The sequence below is a fragment of the Pseudomonas sp. SAS7 genome (assembly GCF_052112345.1).
Taxonomy (GTDB): domain Bacteria; phylum Pseudomonadota; class Gammaproteobacteria; order Pseudomonadales; family Pseudomonadaceae; genus Aquipseudomonas; species Aquipseudomonas putida_Q.
In genome coordinates this window covers 359,677-384,154 of the sequence record NZ_JBEGGO010000001.1, presented here as the reverse complement: position 1 = coordinate 384,154, position 24,478 = coordinate 359,677, and the positions used below count along the sequence as shown (strand labels likewise).

Annotated in this window: 24 protein-coding genes and 1 pseudogene; 16 read left to right on the top strand and 9 right to left on the bottom strand. The window is 63.5% G+C overall.

Annotated features, from left to right (window positions below; all coding sequences use genetic code 11):
* The first annotated feature begins 152 nt into the window (after positions 1 to 152).
* The 4 genes and pseudogenes from ABI582_RS01805 (at position 153) to ABI582_RS01790 (ending at position 3,757) form a co-directional block, all read left to right on the top strand.
* Complete coding sequence (locus tag ABI582_RS01805) at positions 153 to 1,079, top strand: alpha/beta fold hydrolase (RefSeq protein WP_338746923.1); 927 nt, start codon at positions 153 to 155, stop codon at positions 1,077 to 1,079.
* A 78-nt stretch (positions 1,080 to 1,157) separates the two neighbouring features.
* Positions 1,158 to 1,577, top strand: a complete 420-nt coding sequence (locus tag ABI582_RS01800) for a VOC family protein (protein ID WP_338746924.1) — start codon at positions 1,158 to 1,160, stop codon at positions 1,575 to 1,577.
* Positions 1,574 to 1,855 (top strand): annotated as a pseudogene (locus tag ABI582_RS01795) (alpha/beta fold hydrolase); the annotation flags it as partial. The gene ABI582_RS01800 and the pseudogene ABI582_RS01795, both read left to right, overlap by 4 nt.
* Positions 1,856 to 2,083: 228 nt before the next feature.
* Positions 2,084 to 3,757 carry an MFS transporter gene (locus ABI582_RS01790; protein WP_442118220.1) on the top strand — a complete coding sequence of 558 codons (1,674 nt, stop codon included), beginning with the start codon at positions 2,084 to 2,086 and terminating at the stop codon, positions 3,755 to 3,757.
* Between the two features lie 62 nt (positions 3,758 to 3,819).
* Here the strand turns inward: ABI582_RS01790 and ABI582_RS01785 are convergent, their stop codons facing one another.
* Both ABI582_RS01785 and ABI582_RS01780 read right to left on the bottom strand, forming a co-directional pair.
* Positions 3,820 to 4,389, bottom strand: a complete 570-nt coding sequence (locus ABI582_RS01785) for a hypothetical protein (RefSeq protein WP_442118219.1) — start codon at positions 4,387 to 4,389, stop codon at positions 3,820 to 3,822.
* 30 nt (positions 4,390 to 4,419) lie between these two features.
* Positions 4,420 to 4,806: a VOC family protein gene (locus tag ABI582_RS01780; protein ID WP_338746927.1), complete on the bottom strand. Its 387-nt coding sequence runs from the start codon at positions 4,804 to 4,806 to the stop codon at positions 4,420 to 4,422.
* 215 nt (positions 4,807 to 5,021) lie between these two features.
* Between ABI582_RS01780 and ABI582_RS01775 the strand changes: the two genes are divergently transcribed.
* On the top strand, positions 5,022 to 5,927 hold the full coding sequence (locus tag ABI582_RS01775; protein ID WP_338746928.1) for a LysR family transcriptional regulator: 906 nt from the start codon (positions 5,022 to 5,024) through the stop codon (positions 5,925 to 5,927).
* 47 nt (positions 5,928 to 5,974) lie between these two features.
* On the opposite strand, the gene ABI582_RS01770 is transcribed toward ABI582_RS01775, so the two are convergent.
* Positions 5,975 to 6,448 (bottom strand): YMGG-like glycine zipper-containing protein, encoded by a 474-nt coding sequence (locus ABI582_RS01770; protein ID WP_086976328.1) that lies wholly within the window; start codon positions 6,446 to 6,448, stop codon positions 5,975 to 5,977.
* 145 nt (positions 6,449 to 6,593) lie between these two features.
* Here ABI582_RS01770 and ABI582_RS01765 point away from each other — a divergent pair, with 145 nt between their 5' ends.
* The 4 genes from ABI582_RS01765 to ABI582_RS01750 are packed head-to-tail and all read left to right on the top strand — an operon-like array spanning position 6,594 to position 10,004.
* Positions 6,594 to 7,190, top strand: a complete 597-nt coding sequence (locus ABI582_RS01765; protein WP_338746929.1) for a paraquat-inducible protein A — start codon at positions 6,594 to 6,596, stop codon at positions 7,188 to 7,190.
* On the top strand, positions 7,187 to 7,816 hold the full coding sequence (locus tag ABI582_RS01760; RefSeq protein ID WP_338746930.1) for a paraquat-inducible protein A: 630 nt from the start codon (positions 7,187 to 7,189) through the stop codon (positions 7,814 to 7,816). Before ABI582_RS01765 ends, ABI582_RS01760 begins: the two co-directional genes overlap by 4 nt.
* The gene (locus tag ABI582_RS01755; protein WP_442118218.1) at positions 7,816 to 9,456 is read left to right on the top strand and encodes a PqiB family protein; all 1,641 of its coding nucleotides are present in this window, start codon (positions 7,816 to 7,818) and stop codon (positions 9,454 to 9,456) included. Before ABI582_RS01760 ends, ABI582_RS01755 begins: the two co-directional genes overlap by 1 nt.
* Positions 9,457 to 9,467: 11 nt before the next feature.
* Positions 9,468 to 10,004: a PqiC family protein gene (locus tag ABI582_RS01750; RefSeq protein ID WP_338746932.1), complete on the top strand. Its 537-nt coding sequence runs from the start codon at positions 9,468 to 9,470 to the stop codon at positions 10,002 to 10,004.
* An 18-nt stretch (positions 10,005 to 10,022) separates the two neighbouring features.
* Here ABI582_RS01750 and ABI582_RS01745 read toward each other — a convergent pair whose 3' ends face one another.
* From ABI582_RS01745 to ABI582_RS01735, 3 genes are all read right to left on the bottom strand, one after another.
* Positions 10,023 to 11,537, bottom strand: a complete 1,515-nt coding sequence (locus ABI582_RS01745; protein WP_442118217.1) for an MDR family MFS transporter — start codon at positions 11,535 to 11,537, stop codon at positions 10,023 to 10,025.
* A 10-nt stretch (positions 11,538 to 11,547) separates the two neighbouring features.
* Complete coding sequence (locus tag ABI582_RS01740) at positions 11,548 to 12,216, bottom strand: TetR/AcrR family transcriptional regulator (RefSeq protein WP_197897996.1); 669 nt, start codon at positions 12,214 to 12,216, stop codon at positions 11,548 to 11,550.
* Between the two features lie 208 nt (positions 12,217 to 12,424).
* Positions 12,425 to 14,179, bottom strand: a complete 1,755-nt coding sequence (locus ABI582_RS01735; protein ID WP_442118216.1) for a phosphoethanolamine transferase CptA — start codon at positions 14,177 to 14,179, stop codon at positions 12,425 to 12,427.
* Positions 14,180 to 14,383: 204 nt separating this feature from the next.
* Here ABI582_RS01735 and ABI582_RS01730 point away from each other — a divergent pair, with 204 nt between their 5' ends.
* A complete protein-coding gene (locus ABI582_RS01730) occupies positions 14,384 to 14,539 on the top strand; it encodes a DUF2986 domain-containing protein (protein ID WP_442118215.1) in 156 nt (51 codons plus the stop codon).
* A 71-nt stretch (positions 14,540 to 14,610) separates the two neighbouring features.
* On the opposite strand, the gene ABI582_RS01725 is transcribed toward ABI582_RS01730, so the two are convergent.
* Together ABI582_RS01725 and ABI582_RS01720 are read right to left on the bottom strand one after the other, a co-directional pair.
* The gene (locus ABI582_RS01725; RefSeq protein ID WP_442118214.1) at positions 14,611 to 14,985 is read right to left on the bottom strand and encodes a hypothetical protein; all 375 of its coding nucleotides are present in this window, start codon (positions 14,983 to 14,985) and stop codon (positions 14,611 to 14,613) included.
* A gap of 164 nt (positions 14,986 to 15,149) precedes the next feature.
* On the bottom strand, positions 15,150 to 16,520 hold the full coding sequence (locus tag ABI582_RS01720) for an aminotransferase-like domain-containing protein (RefSeq protein ID WP_442118213.1): 1,371 nt from the start codon (positions 16,518 to 16,520) through the stop codon (positions 15,150 to 15,152).
* A 204-nt stretch (positions 16,521 to 16,724) separates the two neighbouring features.
* On the opposite strand from ABI582_RS01720, the gene ABI582_RS01715 reads away from it, so the two are divergent.
* Genes ABI582_RS01715 through cydB form a run of 4 tightly spaced genes read left to right on the top strand, consistent with a single transcriptional unit; the run spans position 16,725 to position 21,646 of the window.
* Positions 16,725 to 18,734 carry a DUF2849 domain-containing protein gene (locus ABI582_RS01715; RefSeq protein ID WP_442118212.1) on the top strand — a complete coding sequence of 670 codons (2,010 nt, stop codon included), beginning with the start codon at positions 16,725 to 16,727 and terminating at the stop codon, positions 18,732 to 18,734.
* A complete protein-coding gene (locus ABI582_RS01710) occupies positions 18,724 to 19,200 on the top strand; it encodes a DUF934 domain-containing protein (protein WP_442118211.1) in 477 nt (158 codons plus the stop codon). The genes ABI582_RS01715 and ABI582_RS01710 overlap by 11 nt, the downstream gene beginning before the upstream one ends.
* Positions 19,201 to 19,202: 2 nt before the next feature.
* Positions 19,203 to 20,624, top strand: coding sequence for a cytochrome ubiquinol oxidase subunit I (locus tag ABI582_RS01705; protein WP_338746939.1), 1,422 nt, complete (start codon positions 19,203 to 19,205; stop codon positions 20,622 to 20,624).
* Positions 20,625 to 20,638: 14 nt separating this feature from the next.
* Positions 20,639 to 21,646, top strand: coding sequence for a cytochrome d ubiquinol oxidase subunit II (gene cydB / locus ABI582_RS01700; protein ID WP_338746940.1), 1,008 nt, complete (start codon positions 20,639 to 20,641; stop codon positions 21,644 to 21,646).
* Positions 21,647 to 21,801: 155 nt separating this feature from the next.
* Here the strand turns inward: cydB and ABI582_RS01695 are convergent, their stop codons facing one another.
* A complete protein-coding gene (locus ABI582_RS01695) occupies positions 21,802 to 22,392 on the bottom strand; it encodes a biliverdin-producing heme oxygenase (RefSeq protein ID WP_442118210.1) in 591 nt (196 codons plus the stop codon).
* A 119-nt stretch (positions 22,393 to 22,511) separates the two neighbouring features.
* Between ABI582_RS01695 and ABI582_RS01690 the strand changes: the two genes are divergently transcribed.
* Both ABI582_RS01690 and ABI582_RS01685 read left to right on the top strand, forming a co-directional pair.
* Positions 22,512 to 23,003 carry a GNAT family N-acetyltransferase gene (locus ABI582_RS01690; RefSeq protein WP_338746942.1) on the top strand — a complete coding sequence of 164 codons (492 nt, stop codon included), beginning with the start codon at positions 22,512 to 22,514 and terminating at the stop codon, positions 23,001 to 23,003.
* A 49-nt stretch (positions 23,004 to 23,052) separates the two neighbouring features.
* Positions 23,053 to 24,465 (top strand): MFS transporter, encoded by a 1,413-nt coding sequence (locus ABI582_RS01685; protein ID WP_442118209.1) that lies wholly within the window; start codon positions 23,053 to 23,055, stop codon positions 24,463 to 24,465.
* The last annotated feature ends 13 nt before the right edge of the window (positions 24,466 to 24,478 follow it).

Genomic DNA, 24,478 nt, shown 5'->3' with positions numbered 1-24,478 from the left:
TAGTCCACGCTCATCAAGGCGCCATGGTGCGGTAGATAGTTGTCGTCAAGGGTCGGTACTGCGCATGCGCGGGTCGGTGAGGGGCTGGCGGCGAGGGGGGATGTGCGAGAGAGTGGGGCAGGCCAAGACGCAGGCAGCCAAGGAGAATTGCAATGCGTTCGCTGTGCAGCCCGAAAGATCACCTGCTCGACCTCGATGGTATTGAAATAGCGGTCCGCACCTGGGGCGCCGAAGACGGTATTCCCGTACTGGCCTTGCATGGCTGGCTGGATAACGCTGCATCGTTCGAACGCCTGGCACCGATGCTGGACGGTTGCTTTGTGGTGGCCCCCGACCTGGTCGGCCATGGCCGTTCGGACCATCGCCGCCGCGACAGTGGCTATTACCTGTGGGAGCATGCCGAAGACATGCTGGCGGTGACCGACAGCCTGGGCCTGGCGCAATTCCATGTGCTGGCCCATGGCATGGGCACCGGTGTGGCGTCGCTACTGGCGGCCATGACCAGTGGCATTGCCAGCATGACCTTCCTCGACGGCATGGGTGCCCCGTTCACGGTGGCCGAGGATGACCGCGTGCAGCACCTGGCGCGGGCCTACCGGCTCAAACGCATGGTCCAGCGCAGCCAGCTGCCGGGCTTTGCCGAGCCGGAGGTCGGCCGCTTCGACGACCTGGACACCGCCCTGGCGCAACGGCGCGAGCGCCTTGACACCGAACTGTCGGAAGGTGCCGCACGGCTGCTGGCATTGCGCGACCTGCTGCAGCTGGGCGATGGCTATTGCTGGCGCCACGACCCGCGGCTGGTGTTGCCCGAACCCATGCCGCTGACCGAGCGCGAAGCGTGCGACCTGCTAAGCCAGATCCGCTGCCCGTTGTATCTGCTGTTCGGCCGCCAGGGGGCATTCACCGGGGAGGCCTTTACCCGGCGTCAGGCCGCCTTGCCCAGCCAGGCGAAGGTCTCCTGGCACCCAGGCGGGCACCACTTCCACCTGGATGCCCCGGACCGGGCGCTGGTCGACCAGCTGTTGCGTATCCTGGCGCACCATGAAGGGGGCGTGCTGCAACGCTTGGTGAACGAGTAGCTGATTCTGGCCACGCTCCAGCGACCTGGGCTATGGTGGCGAACGTCATTGCGTGAAACGCCAAGAAGGAGCCCAGGCATGCGACCGTTCACCATCAAGCACATCGATCACCTTGTGTTGCGGGTCAGCGACCTGCCGCGCAGCGTTGCTTTTTACACCGAGTTGCTCGGCTGCGCAGTCAGCCGCGTGCGCGAAGACCTGGGCATGGTGCACCTGGCAACCGGCACAGCGATGATCGACCTGGTGACCCTGGACGGCCCGCTGGGCCGGCCGGGCGGGGCGGCACCGGGGGTGGAAGGGCGCAACCTGCACCATTTCTGCCTGCGTATCGAACCGTTCGATGAGGCCGCCTTGATCGCCTACCTGGAAGCCGCCGGGGTAAAAGTGGAGCCGGCAGAAAAGCGTTATGGCGCTGAAGGCGAGGGGCTTTCGCTGTACTGCTATGACCCGGATGGCAACCAGGTGGAGTTGAAAGGGCCGGTCGCGGAGGGGGTATGAGCAACCTGCACATGCGCGAGCACTGGGTCGACACCGCGCAAGGCAAGTTGTTCGCCCAGGATTGGACGCCGTTGCAGGCACAGGGGGCGCCCATTGTCCTGCTGCATGATTCGCTGGGGTGTGTGGCGTTGTGGCGCGACTTCCCAGCGCAGTTGGCGCAAGCCACCGGGCACCGGGTAATCGCCTACGACCGCTTGGGCTTTGGTCGTTCCGACGCGCATCCGGGCAGGTTGCGCCTGGGTTTTGTCGAATGCGAGGCACAGCAGGGCTTGGCGGCGCGTTGATGCCTTTGCGGACATAGTCGGTCTTGATGGCTGGCCTGGCGGGTGGATATCCCGGCAAACCCGATTATGCTTCAGTTACCTTGCTGCGATCCGAGGCGGCCCGCCTCGTCGTGCTTCGCGCAACCAAAGCAAGCCCTAGGGCCTGGGTGCGACGGTGGAAGGGATGTGACTTACTCCCTGTGAGGTGCTCCGGCCTGCATGACGACAAGACGGAGGCAACCCATGGCGGTTATCGACAGCGCATCCACGGGCAGTAGCGCGCCCCAACGCGGCATTACCAAGGAGGAGCGCAAGGTCATCTTCGCCTCGTCCCTGGGCACGGTGTTCGAATGGTACGACTTCTACCTGTATGGTTCACTGGCCGCGATCATCGCCAAGCACTTCTTTGCCGGTGTCAATGAAACCACCTCGTTCATCTTCGCCTTGATGGCCTTTGCCGCCGGTTTTGCCGTACGACCGTTCGGGGCTATCGTGTTCGGTCGCCTGGGCGACATGATCGGGCGCAAGCACACCTTCCTCATCACCATCGTCATCATGGGCCTGTCTACGGCACTGGTGGGCCTGCTACCAAGCTACACCGCGATTGGCGTGGCCGCGCCGATCATCCTGGTCACCTTGCGTTTGCTGCAGGGCCTGGCCCTGGGTGGCGAGTACGGCGGCGCGGCCACCTATGTGGCTGAACATGCGCCCAAGGGCCGACGCGGCTTCTTTACCGCCTGGATCCAGACCACCGCGACCCTGGGGCTGTTCCTGTCGCTGCTGGTGATCATGACCTGCCGCACGGTCATGGGTACTGAGGTGTTCGAGGCCTGGGGCTGGCGGGTGCCGTTCCTGCTGTCGATCCTGCTGCTGGCGATTTCGGTGTACATCCGCATGCAGCTCAACGAGTCGCCGGTGTTCCTTAAGATGAAGGCCGAGGGCAAGGCATCCAAGGCACCGTTGACCGAGTCGTTCGCCCGCTGGGATAACCTCAAGGTGGTGATCATGTCGCTGCTGGGCGGCACCGCCGGGCAGGCCGTGGTCTGGTACACCGGGCAGTTCTATGCACTCTTCTTCCTGTTGCAGATGCTCAAGATCGAGCCGCAGACGGCCAACCTGCTGATTGCCGGCTCGTTGCTGATCGGCACGCCGTTCTTCATCCTCTTCGGCAGCCTGTCTGACCGCATTGGCCGCAAGAAGATCATCATGGCCGGCTGCATCATCGCTGCGCTGACTTATTTCCCGATCTTCAAGGCGTTGACCGAGTACGGCAACCCGGATGTGTTCGTCGCCCAGGAGCAGAACCCGGTCGTGGTGGTGGCTGACCCTGGCCAGTGCGCGTTCCAGTTCGACCCGGTGGGCAAGGCCAAATTCACCAGCTCCTGCGACATTGCCAAGAGCCTGTTGGCCAAGCGCGCCATTCCCTATACCAACCAGGCGGCCGAACCAGGCAGCGTGGCGCAGATCCGGATCGGTGAGCGGGTATTGCCGAGTTTTGAAGGCAGCACCATGGCTGCTGCGGACTTCAAGGTGCGAAGCGAGGCATTTACCGCCACCTTGAGTGGTGCTTTGAAAGAAGCAGGCTACCCGGAAAAGGCCGACCCGGCGAAGATTCACTACCCGATGGTGCTGCTGTTGCTGACCATCCTGGTGATCTACGTGACCATGGTCTACGGGCCAATCGCCGCCTGGCTGGTGGAGCTGTTCCCGGCGCGTATTCGCTACACCTCGATGTCGTTGCCTTATCACATCGGTAATGGCTGGTTCGGCGGCTTTCTGCCGACGGTTGCGTTCGCCATGGTGGCGGCTACCGGGGATATCTATTACGGCTTGTGGTACCCGATCGTGATCGCGGTAATGACGGCGGTGTTGGGGATCCTGTTCCTGCCGGAGACCAAGGACCGGGATATCAACTGATGGGGCAGCTGTACCGGCTTCTTCGTGGGCAAGCCCGCGAAGAAGCCGGTACAGGCCATCAATCAGTCGAAGTAACCACGCAAGCCAAAGGCATACCCGGTATCCACCTGCGCGGCCTCACCCCGGCTCCAGCGCTTCTTCAGCACGAATTCGAACGCCGGCTCGTACAACCCGTCGCGCACCAGTGCCCCCGCCAGCACCTCAACGTCGTACCAGCCATTGTCCAGCTCGATGATCGGCCGCCCCGGCACCTGGTAGCGGGCAATCAGGTCACCCAGGGTCTTGGGCGTGAAGTGCTGCAGGATGCGCCAGGTGTACAGCATGAGCGCCCCGTGCTCGACCCGCAGCACATAACCATTGCGCCGGTGCTTAAGGCGGCTGCCGGCTTCGCGCAGGGCCGGGGTATGGCCATCGAGGGTGAACAGAATGCGGTAGGGCAGGTTGTCGACCCCGGCCAGCGGCAGCACGACGCCTTCACGCACCGCCTTGTCGCCGCTGTCGTCATGGGTGAAGGCGTACGCCAGGTCGTCCGGTAGCGCATGTTCTTGCTTGAAGCGCTCGAGCAGCTGGATATCGCCCAGCAGAAAGTAATCGACCAGGTCGTTGAGTACTTCGCTGAATTCGTGGCGCATTTGTTTTCCTTATTGGTGCGCGGCGGGGTGTCAGTGTTTCTGGGCGATCTGGATCAGGTTGCCACAGGTGTCATCGAACACGGCCACGGTGACGGGGCCGATGGCGGTGGGCGGCTGGGTGAACTGCACGCCGGCTGCACACAGCCGCGTGTATTCGGCCTGGATATCGCGTACCCCGAACGAGGTGGCGGGGATGCCGTCCTGCTTGAGCGCGGCCTTATACACCTTGGCCGCCGGGTGCGCGTCGGGCTCCAGCAGCAGTTCGACGCCATTGGGATCGTTGGGCGAGGTCATGGTCAGCCAGCGGTGCCGGCCCATGGGGATATCGTGCCTGGGTTCGAAACCGAGTACGTAGTGGTAGAAGGCCAGGGCCTTGGCCTGGTCGTCGACGAGAATGCTGGTGACCACGATCTTCATAGGCGTACACCGTATTGCTGAGGCCGTTGGGTATCAGTAAAGACGCTTGGGTGTATTTGGCCAGCCGCTCTTCCTGGGTTCAGGCCATCGCGCTACAAAAAAACTGCTCAAGCCATAGCTAAATCCTTCGTTACCCGGCCCCCTTCCGCCAGCGCACGGAGTTAAAGTGTCAGGCAAGATCCCAGCGCGCCCAGACCGGCGTCAAAGAGGTGCCCGTGGCTGCCTATACCTTGCGACAACTCAAGTACTTCGTCACCACCGTGGAGGCCGGCAGTGTTGCCGAGGCCTCGCGCCAGCTGTACATCGCCCAGCCGTCCATTTCCACGGCCATCAAGAGCCTGGAAGAAAGCTTCGGCGTGCAGTTGTTCATTCGCCACCACGCCCAGGGCGTATCGTTGACACCCAGCGGCAAGCGCTTCTACGCCAAGACCAGATCGCTGCTGCAGATGGCCCATGAATTCGAGCAGAACGCCCTGGCCGACAATGACACCGTGGCCGGGCAGATCGACATCGGCTGTTTCGAAACCGTGGCACCGCTGTATCTGCCGCGCCTGATCGCCGGCTTTCGCCAGCGCTACCCGGGCGTGGATATCCGCCTGCGCGACGGCGAGCAGCAGGAGCTGATCCAGGGCCTGACGGCGGGAACATTCGACCTGGCGTTTCTGTACGATCATGACCTGGACGGCACCATCGAAGCCGAGCCGCTGATGCCGCCGCAAAAACCCTACGTGCTGCTGCCGGAAAACCACCGCTTTGCCGGGCAGGCCCAGGTATCGCTACGCGACCTTTGCCCGGAACCGATGATCCTGCTGGACGTGGCCCCCAGCCGCACCTACTTCGTCAGCCTGTTCAACGAGATGGGCCTGACGCCGAACATCGTCTTCAGCTCGCCGTCGATCGAGATGGTGCGTGGCATGGTCGGGCAGGGCTTCGGTTTTTCGCTGCTGGTGACCCGACCCCATTCGCAATACACCTACGACGGCCAACGCCTGGCGCTGCTGGATATCGCCGAGCCGGTGGCGCTGTCGGGGCTGGCGGCGGCCTGGTTGAAGCGGGTGCAACTGACCAAGCCTGCACAGTTGTTTGTGGAGTTCTGTCGGGAAGAGCTGGCGAAGTTCTGAAGGCGGCACGCCATGCTGTACATCTAGGGGCATGGCGTGCCCGCTGATCAAGGATTGATCTGATAGCCGCGCCCTTGCAGGCAACCGCTGTAGGCACTGGCATGGGCCTGGGTTTTGGCCTCGCCTTCGCTGCGCCGATCCTGGCGCCGGTCCTGACGCTGGCGCATGCCGCCGACCGCCGCACCGGCGGCGGCCGTTTCGCCGGCACGGTTCTGCCGGTATTGCTGCTTGGCATCGTCACTGGCCCGGTCATACAGCTCTTCGTGCTGGTTGCCGCGCACTTGCGCGCCCACGGCACCGGCGGCGGCGCCTGCCGCCGCACCACGCACCCGGCCACCGACATGGGCTTCGCTGGACGTCGCGGTGCTGTTCGCGGCATTGGTAGCGACGGTGTTGCAATCATTCATATCCAGTTGCATCTGCTGGCTGCTCTGGCCCTTGAGCGGCACTACCGACTGTGCCTGGGCTGCCGATGCCGCACACAGCAGCACCAGCAGGTAACTCCACGTGAATGTACGCATGGCACACCTCCACCGGGCAGAAAGCCCGTTTCACAGGATAGTCCGTCATCGGTTGGGGATGGCGTATTTGTCTGCATGGTCTACACCGGATATCAGAGTTCGCCATTGCATGTGACCCCCACGTCGGGCTAACCGTGGACACGCCATGACCCAGCCCCAGGATCTGATCATCTGTGAGTACTGCGACACGGTGTACCAACGTACGCCTTTGCTCAAGCACCAGCGCGCCCTTTGCCAGCGCTGTGGTGGCGTGCTGTACCGGCATACGTCATTGACCATCGAGCAGCGGCTGGCCTTGAGTGTGACCGGCGGCATCCTGCTGGTGTTCGCCAACGCCTACCCGGTAATGACCATCGGCATGCAGGGCCTCACCCATTCGGCGACGTTATGGGACGCGGTGCAGATCCTCAGCCACGGCAGCATCACCTTCATCGCCCTGGTCATGGCGTTGTCGATCATCTTTGCGCCTTTGCTGCAGATTGCCATGTTGTGCTGGGTGTTGAGTTTTGCCCTGGCCGGCCAGCGTGCCCCCGGTTTTGCCCTGTGCATGCGTGGCCTGGAAAGCCTGCGACCGTGGAGCATGCTGGAAGTATGCCTGCTGGGGGCGATGGTGGCGGTGATCAAGCTGGCCGGGCTGCTCGATGTCATCCCTGGTATCGGCCTGCTGGCCCTGGCGGCGCTGAGCATGCTGATCATCCGTATCGCCGGTAAGGATATTCGCGACTTGTGGGTGCAGGTATGAGTCACCCGGCCAACGCCGACCAACTGGGGCTGTGCCTGTGCCATGGCTGCGGCCAGGCCTGTGACCTGAGCAGCGGTGCCCACACCTGCACGCGCTGCGGCGCAGCCATTCACCGGCGCAAGGCCAATGCCATCGCTCGTGGCTGGGCGTTTCTGCTGGCGGCGCTGGTGTTCTACATCCCGGCCAACCTGCTGCCGGTGATGCACACCGAAATGCTTGGCAGTGGCAGTGAAAGCACCATTGGCGGTGGTGTGCTGGAGTTCTGGGAGGCCGGCGCCTGGGACATCGCGTTGATCATCTTCATTGCCAGCGTGGGGGTGCCTGCCATCAAGTTCTTCTCGCTCGCCCTGCTGCTGTTCACCGCCCAGCACCGTTCCACCTGGGCCTGTCGTCAGCGTTCGCAACTGTACCGCTTCGTCGAGCTGATCGGGTACTGGTCGATGCTCGATGTCATGGTGGTGGCGCTGGTGGCGGCGCTGGTGCAACTGCGCGGGCTGGGCACCATCGAGCCGCGGGTGGGCATCCTGTTTTTTGGCATGGTGGTGGTGCTGACCATGTTTTCTGCGATGAGCTTCGACCCACGCCTGATCTGGGATAGCCATGCCAACGAGGGGAGGCCGCACTGATGGGGCAGCAGACTGACGAGCGCGAAGGCGCGGGGCAGGTTGAGGTACGCACCCGGCGCTGGAGTGTGTCGCTGGTGTGGATCGTGCCGATCCTGGCAATCCTGATTGGCGCTTCACTGGTGGTGCGCAACTGGATGCAGCAGGGCCCGGTCATTGCCATCTCCTTCCACTCCGGGGAAGGGCTGGTGGCGGGTAAGACCCAGGTCAAGTACCGCAGCGTGGTGATTGGCGAAGTCACGACGGTGGACCTGGCCGATGACAAGAAAAGCGTGGTCGCCAAGGTGCAGTTGACCGATGATGCCCGCGCGTTCGCCACTCAGGGCGCGCGCTTCTGGGTGGTGCGCCCGCGCATTGGCGTGGGCGGAATCTCCGGGGTGGATACGTTGCTGTCGGGCAGTTTCATCGGGGCTGATTCCGGCGAATCGAAAGTACCGGAAAAGTCCTTTGTCGGCCTGGAACTGCCGCCGCCTATTACCTTCGACGAAAAGGGCAAGCGTTTCTTCCTCACCGCCAGCGACCTGGGTTCGCTGGATGTCGGCTCGTCGATCTACTACCGCAAGATCCCGGTGGGTGAGGTGGTCTCCTTTGCCCTGCAGGACGATGGCAAAGGGGTGGAGATAGGCGTGTTCGTGCAGGCCCCCTACGACAGTTTTGTCACCACTGACAGCCGCTTCTGGAATGCCAGTGGCGTCGACATGCAGATTGGCGCCAATGGCCTGAAAGTCGATACCGAATCGCTGTCATCGATCCTGGTGGGCGGGCTGGCCTTTGGCTCGCCCGATTTTGCCCCGCAGGCCGAGCCTGCTGCCGATCAGGCCCGCTTCCAGCTGTTTGCCGACCGAGACTCTGCCTTGGCCCCGCCCAATGGCCAGGCGCAATACCTGCAGCTGCGCTTCGACCAGGCCATGCGCGGCCTGTCGGTGGGTGCGCCGGTGGAGTTCAAGGGCGTGGAGTTTGGCCGGGTCACCTCGATCAAGCTTGACTACGATGCCGAGCGGCAGACCTTCCCGGTGGTGGTCGATGCGGTGGTGTACCCACAGCGGCTGGGGCCGGTGCACCGCAAGATGCTGGCGGTGTTCAAGCACGCCGAGGGCGATGTGGATGGGGCGCGGCGGCTGATAGGCACCTTCGTCGAGCACGGGCTGCGGGCCCAGGCGCGTAGCGGCAACCTGATCACCGGGCAGATGTTCATATCCCTGGACTTTTACCCGGATACTCCCAAGGTGGCCTTCGACATGGCCGCCGACCCCATCACCATCCCCACATTGCCCGGCAGCCTGGAGCAGTTGCAAGAGCAGCTGCAGCGGGTGGTCGGGCGCATTGCCAAGCTGCCGCTGGAAAGCATCGCCAGCAACCTGGACGGCAGCCTGCGTGAGCTGCGCGCCAGCCTCAAACAGTTCAATGGCCAGACGCTGCCGGATGTGAAGGTGGCGCTGGACGAAGTGCACAAGACCCTGCGCACGGCCAATGCGGCCATTTCCGAGGACTCCCCGCAGCGCGAGCGGATGGGCGAAACGCTGGACGAACTGGAGCGCATGTCGCGTTCGCTGCGCGACCTTGCCGACTACCTGGGCCGGCACCCCGAGTCGCTGATTCGCGGGCGGCCGAAAGCGGCCGGGGCCGCAGAGCTTGAACCCTGAGGAGACAGCCGATGCAACGACTGCGCAATGTGTGTGTGGCCAGCCTGCTGGTGTGGCTCGGGGGCTGCAGCAGTACGCCGAACAACTACCACACGCTGGTGCCGAACGAGCCGATGCGTGACAGCGGGCAGCACATCCGGGTGACCCGGGTGGTCGTGCCGCCCCAGGTGGACCGCCCGCAACTGGTGGTGCGGCAAGGGCAGAGTGGCCTGGCCATTCTGGAGACGGAATGGTGGGGTGCCAACCTGGTGGATGAGTTTCGCAGCGCCTTGCAGGACCAGCTGGGTGGGCCGGCAGGTGACGCCAAAGCGGCAGTGCGGGTGGACGTACAGCGCTTCGATACGGTGCCGGGGCGCTATGCCTCGCTGCAAGCCGTGTGGCGCCTGAAGCTGGTGGGGCAGGCTGAGCTGAGCTGCCGCACCTCGGTGCAGACTGCGGCTGACAACAGCATCACCAGCCTGGTAAATGCGCACCAGGTCAACCTGCGCAAACTGGCCGAGGCAGTGCGGGGCAGTGCCGCTCGGGGTAGCTGCTCGCCATCTGCCTGAAGGCCTGTCGACCTGTGTTCACGCCTGCGTGGCCTTGCGCAGCGGCACCTCGCGCAGCAGCCAGGACAGTGCGAAAGCCACGCTGGTGATCACCCCGGCCAGCAGGAACACGCCATGCATTGCCCCGGAAAACGCCTGCAGGTAACTGTGCTGCAGGGCAGCGGGCAGGGCATGCACGGCGGCCGGCGAAAGGCTCGCGGCACCCCCGGCGCTGGCGGCAAAGTCACTGCCCAGGCCGCCCAGCAAGCTGTGCGAGAACAAGGCGCCGAACAGCGACACACCGATGGCACCGCCAATCGAGCGGAACAAGGTGGCCCCGGAGGTCGCCACGCCCATGTGGCGCAATTCGACGCTGTTCTGCACGGCCAGGATCAGCACCTGCATGACCATACCCAGGCCGGCACCCAGCAAGCCCATGTACAGGTTCATCAGCGCCATGGGCGTGTCCAGCTGTAGCCGGCTGAGCAGGCCCAGGGCAATCACTTGCAGCAGGGTGCCGAGGATCGGGAACACCCGGTAACGCCCCCAGCGGCTGATCAGCCGTCCGGTAATCGCCGACACCACCAACAGGCCACCCATCAGTGGCAGCATCTGCAGCCCGGCACTGGTGGGCGTGGCGTTCTTCACCACCTGCATGTACAGCGGCAGGAAGGTGACCGCGCCGAACAGCGACACCCCGACGATGAAGCCGATCAACCCGGCGAGCACGAAGGTGCGGTGGCGGAACAGGTGCAGCGGCATGATTGGCTCGGCGGCGCGGCGTTGTCCCAGGACGAAGCCGACCAGACCGATCAGGGCGAACAGCGAAAGGCACAGCATGTCCAGCGACTGCCACGCCAGCAGGCTGCCGCCGAGGCTGGTGATGAGCACCAGGGCAGCCAAGGCCACGGTAAGGAAGAACGCGCCGATGTAGTCCACCGTATGCCGTACCAAAGCCACGTGCGGGCGGAACACGCTGCCGATCACCAGCAGCGCCAGCAGGCCCAGGGGCAGGTTGATGTAGAAGATCCAGTGCCACGACAGCTGTTCGACCAGAAAACCGCCGATCAGCGGCCCTACCACGGTGGCCAGGCCGAACACGCCACCGAACAGGCCCTGGTAGCGGCCACGTTCGGCAGGCGGGATGACATCACCGATGGCGGCCATCGCCACCACCATCAAGCCGCCACCACCCAGCCCTTGCAGGGTACGGAAGACGATCAGCTGGGCCATGTCCTGTGCTGCGCCACACAAGGCCGAGCCCAGCAGGAACAGCACGATGGCCACCTGCAGCACACGCTTGCGGCCGAACTGGTCACCGAATTTGCCATACAGCGGCACCACCACCGTGGAGGCCAGCAGGTAGGCGGTGACCACCCACGACAGCCAGCGCAGCCCACCGAGGTCGCTGACGATGGTTGGCAGTGCGGTCGAGACGATGGTCTGGTCGAGGGCGGCCAGGAACATCACCAGCATCAGCGCTGCCAGCAGCAGCGGGATGGAGGTTTGCGCGCCCGTTGCCGCGGGGGAGGTATCAGTGGATACAGGTTGCACGGTGCTTACCTCAGCTGGGGGTGGCGTTGGCCTGGGCATGCTGCTGGCCAGCGTCTTGCAGGCCTGCAAGGGCAAAGCGGTAAAGCTGCGCTGCAACGGCCTCGCTGGGCATCTGCAGAATCTCGTGCAGCGCCCCGGAGCCGCCGCGCGGGCCGATCAGCAGCATTGCCCAAGGCGCTGTGACGCACAGGATGCAGCGGGTCAGGGCCGGTTCGTCGACGGGGATGGTGCTGACCTCGCTGAACAGCCCCTTGAGCAGTGACAGGCGCAGTGGCGCGGCGGCCTGCAGATGCGCCTGGCCGTGAGGGCTGGGGGCGAGGATTTCTGCGGCCAGTACCCGCAAATGCCAGTTGTCCCGAGCCTGGGTGGCCTTGTGCACCACCAGTTCCACCAGCACGCGCAGCTTTTCGGCTGGCGCGTGGTTGCCTTGAGTGATGCGCTGTAGGTCGCTGAGGTCGAGGAAGCGTTGGCGGGCCTCGTCGAGCACGGCCAGGTACAGGCCGTTGCGGCTGCCGAAGTGGTAATTGATCGAGGCCAGGTCGACTTCGGCCTTGGCCGCGACGGCCTTGTTGCTGGTTTCGGCGTAACCGAGCGCGGCGAACAGCTCGCCGGCGGCTTCGAGGATGCGCGTACGGGTGACGGCGCCGTCCTTGCGGGGTTCGCGGGGGGCTGCGGACATGGTGGGTACTCTGCAAACCGGGAATATGGGCAGAGCGTGGCTGAGGCTTAATTTAAAATCAATTTAAATTTAATTTATACGGCAAACGGCCTATCGCGATTCTTGTAGGAGCAGCCTTGTGCTGCGAAGCGGCCGGTACAGGCCACACATCCGTATGGCTCCAATACCGGCCGCTTCGCAGCACAAGGCTGCTCCTACACGTGACGATCTACTGGTGATTACTGGCCGTTGCCTGCACCCGCTCGGGCTTGTCCAGCGGCAGGTGGTCGAACTCGCGCAAGCCATCCTTGCGGTACGGGTCGCCGATCCAGCGCGGTGCCACCACAAATTGCGGGCTCACCAGGCTCTTGGCCGGCTCGAAGCGGTCATAGCTCAGCCCGGCCAGGTCGGACAGGGTATGGATCAGGTGCGAGCTGCTGTAAGCGCGGTTGGCCATGGCCTGCAAATCACGTGGGTGCTCGGCCTGCCAGCTGGGCGAGGTCCACAGCAGGAACGGGATGGTGTACATCGGCCGGGTCGGCGCGCCTTCGTTGCGCCCCAGGCGGTCGTGGTTGCCGGAGCTGTACACGTCTTCGCCATGGTCGGACAGGTACACCAGGAAACCATTGGGGCTGCCGGCCGAGTAACGCTTGATCAGGCTTGATACCACGTAGTCGTTGTAGCGCACCGCGTTGTCGTAGAAGTTGTAGGTTTCTACCTGGTCTGGCGTCAGCTCTTTCGGTACGTCTTGGCTGTCGGTGAAGTGCGCGTAGTCGTTCGGGTAGCGGAAGCGATAGTCCATGTGCGTGCCCAGCAGGTGCACGATGATGAACTTGTTCGGCGCAGGGTCTTGCAGGGCCTTCTCGAACGGTGCCAGCACCACGTCATCGTACTGGCTGGCGTTCTGGTTGCGCTGGTTGTTCAGGTATACCGGCGCGTCGGTCTGCTGCGAGAACGTGGTCAGCATGGTGTTGCGCTTGGTCATGGTCTGCTGGTTGGTGATCCAGAAGGTCTTGTAGCCTGCCTGTTTCATCAGGTTGATCAGCGACGGGTCGGTAAGGAAGCGGTCCGGGTTCTGCTCGTTGCCAAAGGTGAGGATCTGCTGCATCACTTCGATGGTGTACGGGCGCGGCGATACCACGTCACGGAACACCGTCAGGCCCTTGTCGCTGGCGGCCAGCGCGTCGAGGTTGGGCGTGGTGTCGCGGTTGTAGCCGTACAGGTGCATGTGCTCGCGGGTGGTGGACTCGCCCAGCACCAGCACCAAGGTGCGTGGCGCCGTACCGCTGCTGTCACGCAGGTTTTGCAGGGGCGGCAGCGCGGCGTTCTGCGCCAGCAACTTCTGCATGTTGTCCAGTTGCTGAAGGTACTGACGGTAGCCGACCAGCAGTTGCCAGGGCACTGCAGGCTCCATGCGCTGCTGCACTTTTTCGGCTGCATCGGCGAAGTTGCGCTCCTGGGTCACCATCTGCTTGTAGAACGGGTATACCAGGTTGGCTACCAGCAACAGCGCCACCACTGGCAGGCGGCTGCGCAGGGGCAGGCTGACCGGGCGCACGCGCTTCCACAGCAGCACCGCCACCAGCGTGTACAGCAGCAGCGCCAGGCCCAGCCACACGCTGAAGTACTGGCTAAAGTATTCACCGGCTTCGGCGGTGTTGGACTCGAACATGACGAAGATGACGCTTTGCGAGAACTCCTGGCGATAAATGCCGAAGTAGCTCAAGCCCACCAGCGATGCAGCCCAAAGCACCAGGCCGATGACTGCCGCCGTGGCGCGGGTGAAGCGGGGCAGCAGCAGCACCGGGGCCAGCCACAGGCTACTGAGGAAGAACGCATCGCGAAAACCGGCGAAGCCGGTAGTCCCGCTGAACAGCAGCAGCGCCTGGGTGACGCCGGAGAAGTACCAGAAGAACAGCAGCAGCCAGCCCAGGCCGGCCCAGTCCACGCGCGTGTGCGCGGCGGGGGATGTAGTGTGTGACACGTATGCCTCGTCGTACCTTGGCGGCCAGCGGATGTGCCCGTGACCGGAAAGGGCGTGACGCTAATCTGCGGCGTGTGAAAATAACGTCAAGATGGCGAGGAATAGGGGCCGGCGGGTAACCCGGCGCAATGTTTACTGGCGCAATGCGCAGGCCGCACAGGTATGATGTGGTCAGCAAAACCGCACTGACAGGCCCTGTGGACTATGAACCGTCGTAAGAAGATCAAGCAGCTATTGGAGGCGCATGCCAAAAAAGCCAATGCCAAACTGGCGCCGCGCAAGCCCAAGTACATCTGCAAGGCAGACCGCTTGAAGATGGAAGCAGAGGCGGCGGGGGATAGCTCTCAGCTGGCCGATTGAAACGGACTGTGCAGGAGCGGCCTTGTGTCGCGAACGGGCCGCAAGGCCGCTCCTACAGGGATCGGTCGGCTTCAACGGCGGTAATAACGGTGCTCGTCATGGTGACGTTGGTGCAGGGCACGCTCATGGCGGCGCTCCCAATCACGGCGCCGTTCCCAATCACGCCGCCGTTCCCAGTCCCGCCGGGCTTGCTCGCGCCGCCACTGCTCACGCCGCCAGTCGCTTCTGTGGTCATGCCAGCGGTCGTCGTCGTGCGCCAGCAGCGTGGCCGGCTGTGTATCGGCGACACTGGCCACCCTCGTCCAGGGGTTGCCGGCAGGCTGCAACGGTGACTGAACGGCCGGTGACGTTGGCACCGGTGCTTTCATTTGTGTTGCCGATGCCGAGCCCACCGCCGCGAACGAGAACAGGCCGAGCAGCACCAACCTTGCGACATGTATTTTCATGAGCGAAGCCAACCTTTGATAACAATTGAGCCATCTGGCCAGCAGGTGTGGGGCGAACCTTGTGTCGCGTTCCGCAACCTTTCTGTACCTTCCACATAGACCGGCAAACGGGAAAAAGTTCGCTACAGCAACAACTTGTAGAACTTTGATGCCTCAGCCCCCCTTTACACAAACGCCCGTCCACCACGCCGGCGGTCTTCCTTGAGCAACCCCTCAACCTTGCGCAACGCCTGCCCCAGCATGGCCTGGTCCGACGCGCCACCCAGCGAGATACGCACGGCATCCGGCCCCTGTGTCGCCACGCTGAACGAGCCCGCCCCGGCCACACTCACCCCCACATCCTCCAAGGCCTGGGTAAACCGCTCCTGGTGCCAGTGTGCTGGCAGTGGCAACCACAGGTGCAGCCCGGTGGGGTGCGCCTGGAACTCATGGCTCAAAAGCGTGCGTGCCAGCTGCTGGCGGGCGCGGGCTTCGCGCTGGATTTCCTGTACCAGCTCCCTGGCGGTGCCACTGCGGATCCACTGCTCGACCAGCGCCAGCAGCAAGGCCGAGCAGCCCATGCTCGATGCGCGCAGGCCATGGAGCAGGCCTTGCCCGTCATCGCCACGCGGTGGCAGCACAAAGGCCGTGCGTAGGCTTGGCCACAGGCACTTTGACAGCGACGCCAGGTAGTACGTATTGGCGCCCCCGGTCAGGCAGGCGATGGGCGCTGGCGCATCGTCGAGCAGGTAACGGTAAGGGTCATCCTCGATCAACGTGATACCGCGCTTGAGCACCAACGCGGCAATTGCCTGGCGCCTGGCCGCGGGCATGGTATGCGCGGTGGGGTTGTGGAAAGTGGGATTGAGGTACAGCAGGCGTGCACCACTCTCCTGGCAGGCCTGTTCCAGGTCGTCGGGGCGCATGCCGTCGGCATCACTGGCCACCGCGACAATGCGCAACCCCAATTGCTGGGCTGCCAGCAGCAGGCCGGGGTAGGTCAGTGGGTCGCAGAGAATGGCGTCACCCGCGCGGGCGTGAGCGCTGAGGATGGCAAAGATAGCCGCTTGCGACCCCGAGCAGAGCGCCAGGCCGCGGCTGTCCAGGTCGCCCAAGGCCGGTCTGAGCCAGCCCTGTGCGGCCTGCAGCAGCGAGCGGGTGGCGGGTTCGTCCTGGTAGGGCGACAGTGCTTCGATGCGGTAGCGCTTTAGTACCTGTTCCAGCCCGGCGCTCACCAGCTGAGCCATCGAGCCATTGGCCGGCTGCGGCGGGATGTTCATGGTCAGGTCGATGCCGGCCAGGGTGGGCGTTTCGCGGCTGCCCAGGATAAAGGAGCCGCGGCCACTGTAGGAGGCAATCAAGCCACGGTCGCGCGCTTCGGCGTAAGCGCGGGTCACCGTGGTCAGGTCGACACCCAGATGCGCAGCCAGTGCGCGCTGCGGCGGAATTTGCTCGCCATCCTGCAAAACCCCAGCCTGTATGGATTCTGCAAGCATGTCTGCAATCTGTATGTATCTCGGCCCTGCTTTTGGCTTGAAAGGCTTTGTCCAGCGCATCTGAGCAGCTTCTCTTGGCGTTTCGGCTAGAGGCATAGGTATTCCTCCCGGTTGTCAGTCCATACACATAGGAATATCATGACATACGGTTGTTAACAAATCCATACAGTATGGAAAGTGTATGGTTTATTTGATGTGCACCGGAACGGCGCGGCAGGGTTGCAACGATAAGCGCTTCCGGGCTGCCAGTCATGGAGATGTTTGATGTATGACTGTCATCTGATCTGCGCCAATCGCCTCGACGATGGGGCTGTGGTCTGGCTTGATGCCGGGCACGAGTGGGTAGAGACACTGCAACAGGCCGGCACCTTCGATGCGCAGGGTCTGGTAACGGCAACCCTCGCCGCCGAGGCTGCCGTGCTGGCCAACCAGGTGGTTGCGCCGAAGCCCTGTGAAGCCCGGCTGGTCGATGGCCTGCCAGAGCCGAAAAGCCTGCGTGAACAGCTGCGCTCGCGTGGCCCGTCGGTGCGCAGCGACCTCGGCAAGCAGGCCGCAGGCACGTCGCCGCAAGGTGGCAAGGGCGAGCGCCCGCTGCTGCCGGTGGCGGCGGGGCAGGCGGGGGTGTACCGATACGACCCGTTCGAGCGTGAGTTCCTCAAGGACCGCGCCCGCCAGTTCGAGCAGCAGGTTGCCCGCCGCTTGAGCGGCGAGCTGGACGAAGAGGCGTTCAAGGTATACCGGCTGATGAACGGCCTGTACCTGCAATTGCACGGCTACATGCTGCGCGTGGCCATCCCCTATGGCACCTTGAGCGCAGTGCAGCTGCGCCAGCTGGCCTATGTGGCCCGCACCTATGACAAGGGCTACGGCCACCTCACCACCCGGCAGAACATCCAGTTCAACTGGCCCCGCCTGGCCGACACGCCAGAAATCCTGTCGGTACTGGCCGATGCCGACCTGCATTGCATCCAGACCAGTGGCAACTGCATCCGCAACGTTACCACCGACCACTTTGCCGGGGCCGCCGAGGATGAGGTGCTGGACCCACGGGTGCATGCCGAGATCCTCCGGCAGTGGTCCACCGACCACCCCGAGTTCACCTACCTGCCACGCAAGTTCAAGATCGCCATAACCGGCAGCCCCAAGGACCGTGCCGCTGTACGCTTCCACGACATTGGCATTCTGGCGCAGCACAATGCGCAGGGTGAGGTGGGCTTCCAGGTGTATGCCGGGGGCGGCCTGGGGCGTACGCCGATTGTTGGCACCCGAGTGCGGGAGTGGTTACCCGAGCGCGAACTGCTGCGTTATGTCGAAGCCATCCTGCGGGTTTACAACGCCCTGGGCCGGCGCGACAACCTGTACAAGGCACGCATCAAGATACTGGTGCGCGAGCTCAAGCCCGGCCGTTTCATTGAAATGATCGAGCACGAGTTCGCCAGCCTGCCGGCGGATCACCAGTACCTGGAGCCGGCCATCGTCCAAGGTATCCGTGCCCGCTTCGTGCAGCCGGCCTTCGAGGCGTTGCCTGGGTTGTGTGACAGCTTCCTGCGTGCGCGGGCCGACGACAACGCGTTCGCCAGCTGGGTACGCACCAATACCCACCCGCACAAACAGCGTGGCTACATCAGCGCGGTCATCTCGCTGAAGCCACCAGGTGGCATCCCCGGCGATATCAGCGCCGAGGAAATGCTCACCTTGGCCGATTTGGCCGAGGCCTACTCGCTGAACGAGATTCGCGTGTCGCACGAGCAGAACCTGGTGCTGCCGCACATCCGCCAGGGCGACCTGTACAGCGTATGGCAGGCCTTGCGCCAGGTGGGGCTCGCGACCAGCAATATCGGTTTGTTGTCCGACGCCATCGCCTGCCCGGGCATGGATTACTGCAGCCTGGCCACTGCCCGTTCAGTGCCGGTTGCCCAACGCATCGCCTTGCGTTTCGACGCGGCCCGGCAACAGGACATCGGCGAACTGAAACTCAATGTCTCCGGCTGCATCAATGCCTGCGCCCACCACCATGTGGCGCATATCGGCATCCTCGGTCTGGACAAGGCCGGCCACGAAAACTACCAGATCACTCTGGGCGGCAGCGCCGAAGAAGACGCTGCGGTCGGGACCATCCTGGGCCGTTCGGTGCCCTTCGAGGAGGTGCCCGACATCGTCGAGGCGATCGTTGGCCTCTACCTGCAATTGCGCGAGGACGGCGAGCGCTTCCTTGATACCTATCGCCGCGTCGGTATCGAGCCGTTCAAGGAGGTGTTGCGTGATGCTCGTTGATCGTGATGGCCGGGTGCAGCCCGACAGCTGGCGCTACCTGGGCAGTGAAGAAATGCCGACCTACGCGCCGCAGACCGTGCTGCAGCCGCAGCAGTGGGATCACTACCACATGCGTTTTGGCCAACCGGCCGAAGGCCTGTGGCTGGCGGCCGACCAGGACCCGGTGCAGGTGCTGCCGTTGCTCGGCCACCTGGCTTTGATCGTGGTCGAGTTCGCCAAGTCACGTGATGGCCGCGGCTTCACCCTTGCCAGGCTGCTGCGCGAGCGCCACGGCTTCAGCGGTGACCTGCGCGCCACCGGGCCTTTGCTGCCCGACCAGTTCGCCATGTTGTTGCAGTGCGGGTTCACCAGCGTACGGGTTTCGGCCAGCGTGCCGCCGCAGCGCTGGCAGGACGCCGCGGCCGCCCATCGCCAGGCCCGTCCACGCACCCTGCTGCAACGTCTTTCCCAACGGAGCGAGGCATAGCCATGTTCAGCCTTACAGCCCTGGAGCTGGCCCGTATACAGTTCGGTTTCACCATTACCTTTCACATCATCTTCCCGGCCGTCACCATTGGCCTTGCGGCATTCCTGGCGGTTCTGGAAGGTTTATGGCTGTGGAAGAAGGACAACGCCTACCTTGACCTGTACCACTTCTGGTCGAAGATCTTCGCCGTCAACTTCGCCATGGGTGTGGTTTCGGGGCTGGTCATGGCGTACCAGTTCGGCACCAACTGGAGCTTCTACTCGCAGTTCGCCGGTAGTATCACCGGCCCGTTGCTGACCTACGAGGTGCTGACGGCCTTCTTTCTTGAAGCGGGTTTCCTCGGGGTGATGCTGTTCGGTTGGCACAAGGTCGGCCGGGGCTTGCACTTTTTCGCCACCGTCATGGTAGCCGTGGGCACGATGATCTCCGCCACCTGGATCCTGGCGTCGAACAGCTGGATGCAGACCCCGCAAGGGCATGAAGTGATCAATGGCGTGGTGGTGCCGGTGGACTGGTTCGCCATCATCTTCAATCCATCGTTCCCGTACCGCCTGGCACATATGGTCACTGCTGCAATGCTGTCGACCGCGTTGTTCGTCGGCGCTTCGGCCGCTTGGCACCTGTTGCGTGGCAACCGCACCCCGGCGGTGCGGCGGATGTTCTCGATGGCCCTGTGGATGCTGTTGTTCACCGCGCCGCTGCAGGTGCTGATCGGTGACGTGCATGGCTTGAACACGCTCAAGCACCAACCTGCAAAGATTGCCGCAGTAGAAGGCCACTGGAGCAACACCCCGGGGCAGGGTGTACCGCTGATCCTGTTCGGCATCCCGGACATGGAAGCGGAAACCACCCGCTACAAGGTCGAGATCCCTAACCTGGCCAGCCTTATCCTGACCCACAGCCTGCACGGGCAGATCCCTGCGTTGAAGGACTTCCCGAAAGAGGACCGGCCCAACGCGACCATCCTGTTCTGGTGCTTCCGCGTCATGGTCGGCTTGGGGCTGCTGATGGTCGTGCTTGGCCTGTATGGCACCTGGCAGCGCTGGCGTGGGCGCTTGTACGAGTCGCGGGGGCTGGCGCGGTTTGCCCTGTGGATGGGGCCCTCGGGCCTGGTGGCCTTGCTGGCCGGCTGGTACGTCACCGAGATCGGCCGCCAGCCCTGGGTGGTGTACGGCCTGATGCGTACCAAGGACGCAGTTTCAGACCACTCTGCGCTGACCTTGTCGGTGGGCCTGGTGGTTCTGGTGGTGATGTATATCGGGGTATTTGGCACTGGCGTCGCCTACATGCTGCGCCTGGTGGGCAAGGGGCCGCAGGCGCACGACGACCACGAGCAGCCAGTCACCCCCAACCAGAGGCCCGCCCGCCCGTTGTCGGCAGTGGACGACCCGCTGTATCCGCATTCGCCCAATTACACTGACTGACCGGAGACGTTGTCATGGGTATTGATCTTCCGCTGATCTGGTTCCTGATCATCGGCTTTGGCGTGATGATGTACGTCATCATGGACGGTTTCGACCTGGGTATCGGCATCCTGTTCCCGTTCATCACCGACCGCGACCACCGCGACACCATGGTCAACACCGTGGCACCGGTGTGGGATGGCAACGAAACCTGGCTGGTGCTGGGTGGGGCAGGGTTGATGGCGGCGTTCCCCAAGGTCTACGCCATTTTGCTCAGCGCGCTGTACATCCCCGCGCTCGGCCTGCTGGCCGGGTTGATCTGGCGTGGCGTGTCGTTCGAGTTCCGCTTCAAGGCCGATGAGGCGCACAAGCCGTTCTGGGACAGGGCGTTCATGGGCGGGTCCTACGCGGCGGCGTTTTTCCAGGGGGTGATGCTGGGGGCGTTCATCGAAGGGCACGCGATTGTCGATGGCGTGGCTACCAACGGCGTGATGAGCTGGCTGACACCGTTCAATGTGTTCTGCGGGGTCGGGGTGGTGGTGGCGTATGCGCTGCTGGGTGCCACCTGGCTGGTGTTGAAAACCGAAGGCCGGTTGCAGGCCAGCATCATACGCGCGTGCTCGCCGATTACCTTGGCGACAGTTGCGGTGATGCTGATTGTCAGCATCTGGACGCCACTGACCCACCCGGCCATTTTCGAGCGCTGGTTCAGCCTGCCGAACTTCTGGTTCTTCCTGCCGGTACCGGTGCTGGTGCTGGTGGCGACCTGGGCGATCCTCAGGTCCTTGCGCGGCGCGCCACATGCCGGGCCTTTCGTCTGGTCGCTGCTGCTGGTGTTCCTCGGGTTCACCGGTTTGGTGATCAGCATCTGGCCGTATGTGCTGCCGCCCAGCCTGACCCTCTGGGAAGCTGCAGCGCCGCCCCAGAGCCTGGGCTTCGCCCTGGTCGGGGCGCTGCTGATCATCCCGTTCATCCTCGGCTATTCGGCCTGGTCGTATTACGTGTTTCGCGGCAAGGTCAAGGATGGCGAGGGGTACCATTGAGATCTGGTGTGTAGCACAGGGTGTGAGGCCCTGCGTTACCTCCTTCGCGGCGCCGGCAGGTACAGCACTGGCTTGCGGCTTATGCAGTACCTGTGGGAGCGGCTTCAGCCGCGAACACCGGCGCAGCCGGTGCCATGCCACGCCACGCCACGCCGTTATATCTGTGCGAATACCTCACGCAAATGTGCCCGATAGCTGTCGAACGCAGCAATCGCCCCCGTCACAACTTCTGCTTCTTCCCCCTCATCCAGCGCCAGGCCATCAAGCCTGGCCACGAACTCGCGCCAGTGCAGTGCCCGACCATCGGGGTGTGGCGCCAGGTGGCGGGCACCCTCATCGCCATTCAGGCCCAGGCGCTGGGTCTGCTTGAACAGGAACGCTGCACCCAGGTTGGAGCCTTCACTGCAATACAGCCAGCCCAAGGCCTGGGCTGCACTGGCGCAAACCTGCCGGGGCAACTCAGGCAGCGGCAGGCCGAGATCACGCAGATCGTCCTCGACCGCCGCAAAGCGCGACAGCTGCACCAGCCCCGGCAGGCGCAGGTTGAGCGCCTCGTCGCGGTAAAGCGACAACAGGCTGCCGTGGAAACGGTGCTGCACCTGCAGGAAGCAGGCATAACGTTCGCGGTCTGCGAAGGGCCGCGCCGCCATCACCAGTTCGTCGACGTTGTCATGGTCGCTGCTGCTGGCCGCTTTCAGGCGTTTGCAGCGTCCTGGCTCTGTGAGAGGGAGTGGGGCAGCGATCATAGGCGTGTCCGTGAGCGAGTAGGCAATGCGCCCATGATGCGTGCCATCCCAGGTAGGCGGCAAGTGCAACGCTACTGGTTTACCATGCCTGACGCTTTCACGTTTCCAAGGAGTCAGCCATGAATACCACGCAGTTCCGCACCCCCACTGTTGCAGACGCCGAGCGCTGCTACGCCATTGAAATCGGCGCCTATGAAGGGGATGAAGCGGCCACGCTGGAGAAAATCCGCACCCGCATCGTGGAGTATCCGCAAGGCTTCCTCATCCTGGAGAACATGGGTGAAATCGTCGGCTTCATCAATAGCGGTTGCGCCCACGAAGTAGTCATGTCTGATGAAGAATTCAAGGAACTGATCGGCCATGACCCGGCAGCACCGAACGTGGTGATCATGTCGGTGGTGGTGGACCCGGCGCACCAAGGCAAAGGTTACGCCAAGCGCTTGATGGACGAATTCATCGCCCGCATGAAAGCATCGGGCAAGCAGACCATTCACCTGATGTGCAAGCAGCAGCATGTGGCGCTGTATCAGAAGATGGGGTATCAGTACGTGAAACCGTCGCCGTCGGATCATGGCGGCATGGCCTGGCATGAGATGGTCATGGGCCTCTGAAACCTCGGTTTGCTTGAGCCGCACTCACCCATCAGAAGGACCTGAAGCTTTGGCCAACCCGGCAGCCGTCTACACCTCCCGCCAAGCCACCTGCATCGCCCTGCTGGTCGCTATCACCTTCTTCATGGAAAACCTCGACGCCACCGTGATTGCCACGGCATTGCCGCAAATGGCCAGTGACTTCGGTGAAAGCGCTGTCAGCCTGAACATCGGCATCAGTGCCTACTTGCTGGCAGTTGCGGTGTTCATTCCGCTCAGTGGCTGGGTGGCCGACCGCTTCGGACCGCGACAGGTATTTGCCGGGGCCATCGGCCTGTTCACCGTGGCGTCGTTGCTGTGCGGCATGGCCCCGACCCTGGAAACCTTCGTCGCCGCCCGGGTGCTTCAGGGCATTGGCGGTGCCCTGATGGTACCGGTGGGCCGGCTGGTGGTGCTGCGCACGACCGAGAAGAAGGACCTGGTGAAAATGCTCGCAGTGATCACCTGGCCCGGCCTGGTGGCGCCCGTATTGGGCCCGCCACTCGGCGGCCTGATCGTCACGCATTGGTCGTGGCCCTGGATCTTCTACCTGAACATCCCCCTCGGGTTGCTGGCCATTGCGGCTGCCTGGGTGCTGATTCCTAATGCGCGGTCAGATGAAAAACGCCGTTTCGACACGCTGGGGTTCGTTTTCCTGGCATCGTCTTGTGCGGCGTGGCTGGTCGGCCTGGAAATGCTCGGCTCGCTGGCGGGTGGCAGCCTGGGCGCCGGGTTGGCACTGGTGTCGCTGGGCGGCTTGCTGACCTGGTTGGCGATTCGTCATTGCCGGCGCCATCCTTCGCCGCTATTGCCACTGAATGCCCTGTCTATCCCCACGTTCAGGGTCAGCATCGTTGGCGGAACCTTGTTCCGCCTGTCGATCAGCGCCTTGCCGTTCCTGATCCCGTTGCTGCTGCAGATTGGTTTCGGCTTGTCGCCGGTGGATGCCGGGCTGCTGGTACTGGCGATCTTCGCCGGCAACCTGGCGATGAAGCCGTTTACCACCAGGTTGCTGCGCCGCTATGGTTTCCGCCGCGTGTTGCTGGTCAACGGGCTGATTGGCGTTGGTTGCATTCTGGCCTGCCTGGGCTTGCAGCAAGGCATGCCGTGGTACTGGATGGCCGTGGTGTTGTTCGTGGGCGGGCTTTCGCGCTCGATGCAGTTCACCACGTACAACGCTGTCGGTTTTGCCGATGTGCCCAAGCAGCAGATGGGCGAGGCTTCGACACTGTTCAGCATGTGCTTCCAGCTGGCGATGGCGTTGGGTGTGGCGGTGGTGGCACTGCTGTTGCGCGTGGCGATGATGGTGCGGGGCGGCGAAGCCGAGATGACAGTCAGCGACTTCCACTGGGCGTTGATTGGCGTTGCTTTGATTGCCTGCGTGGCGTTGGCGGATGCTATGCGCTTGCCAGGCAACGCCGGGGAACAAGTGCTGCGCACCTGAAACCACGGCCCTG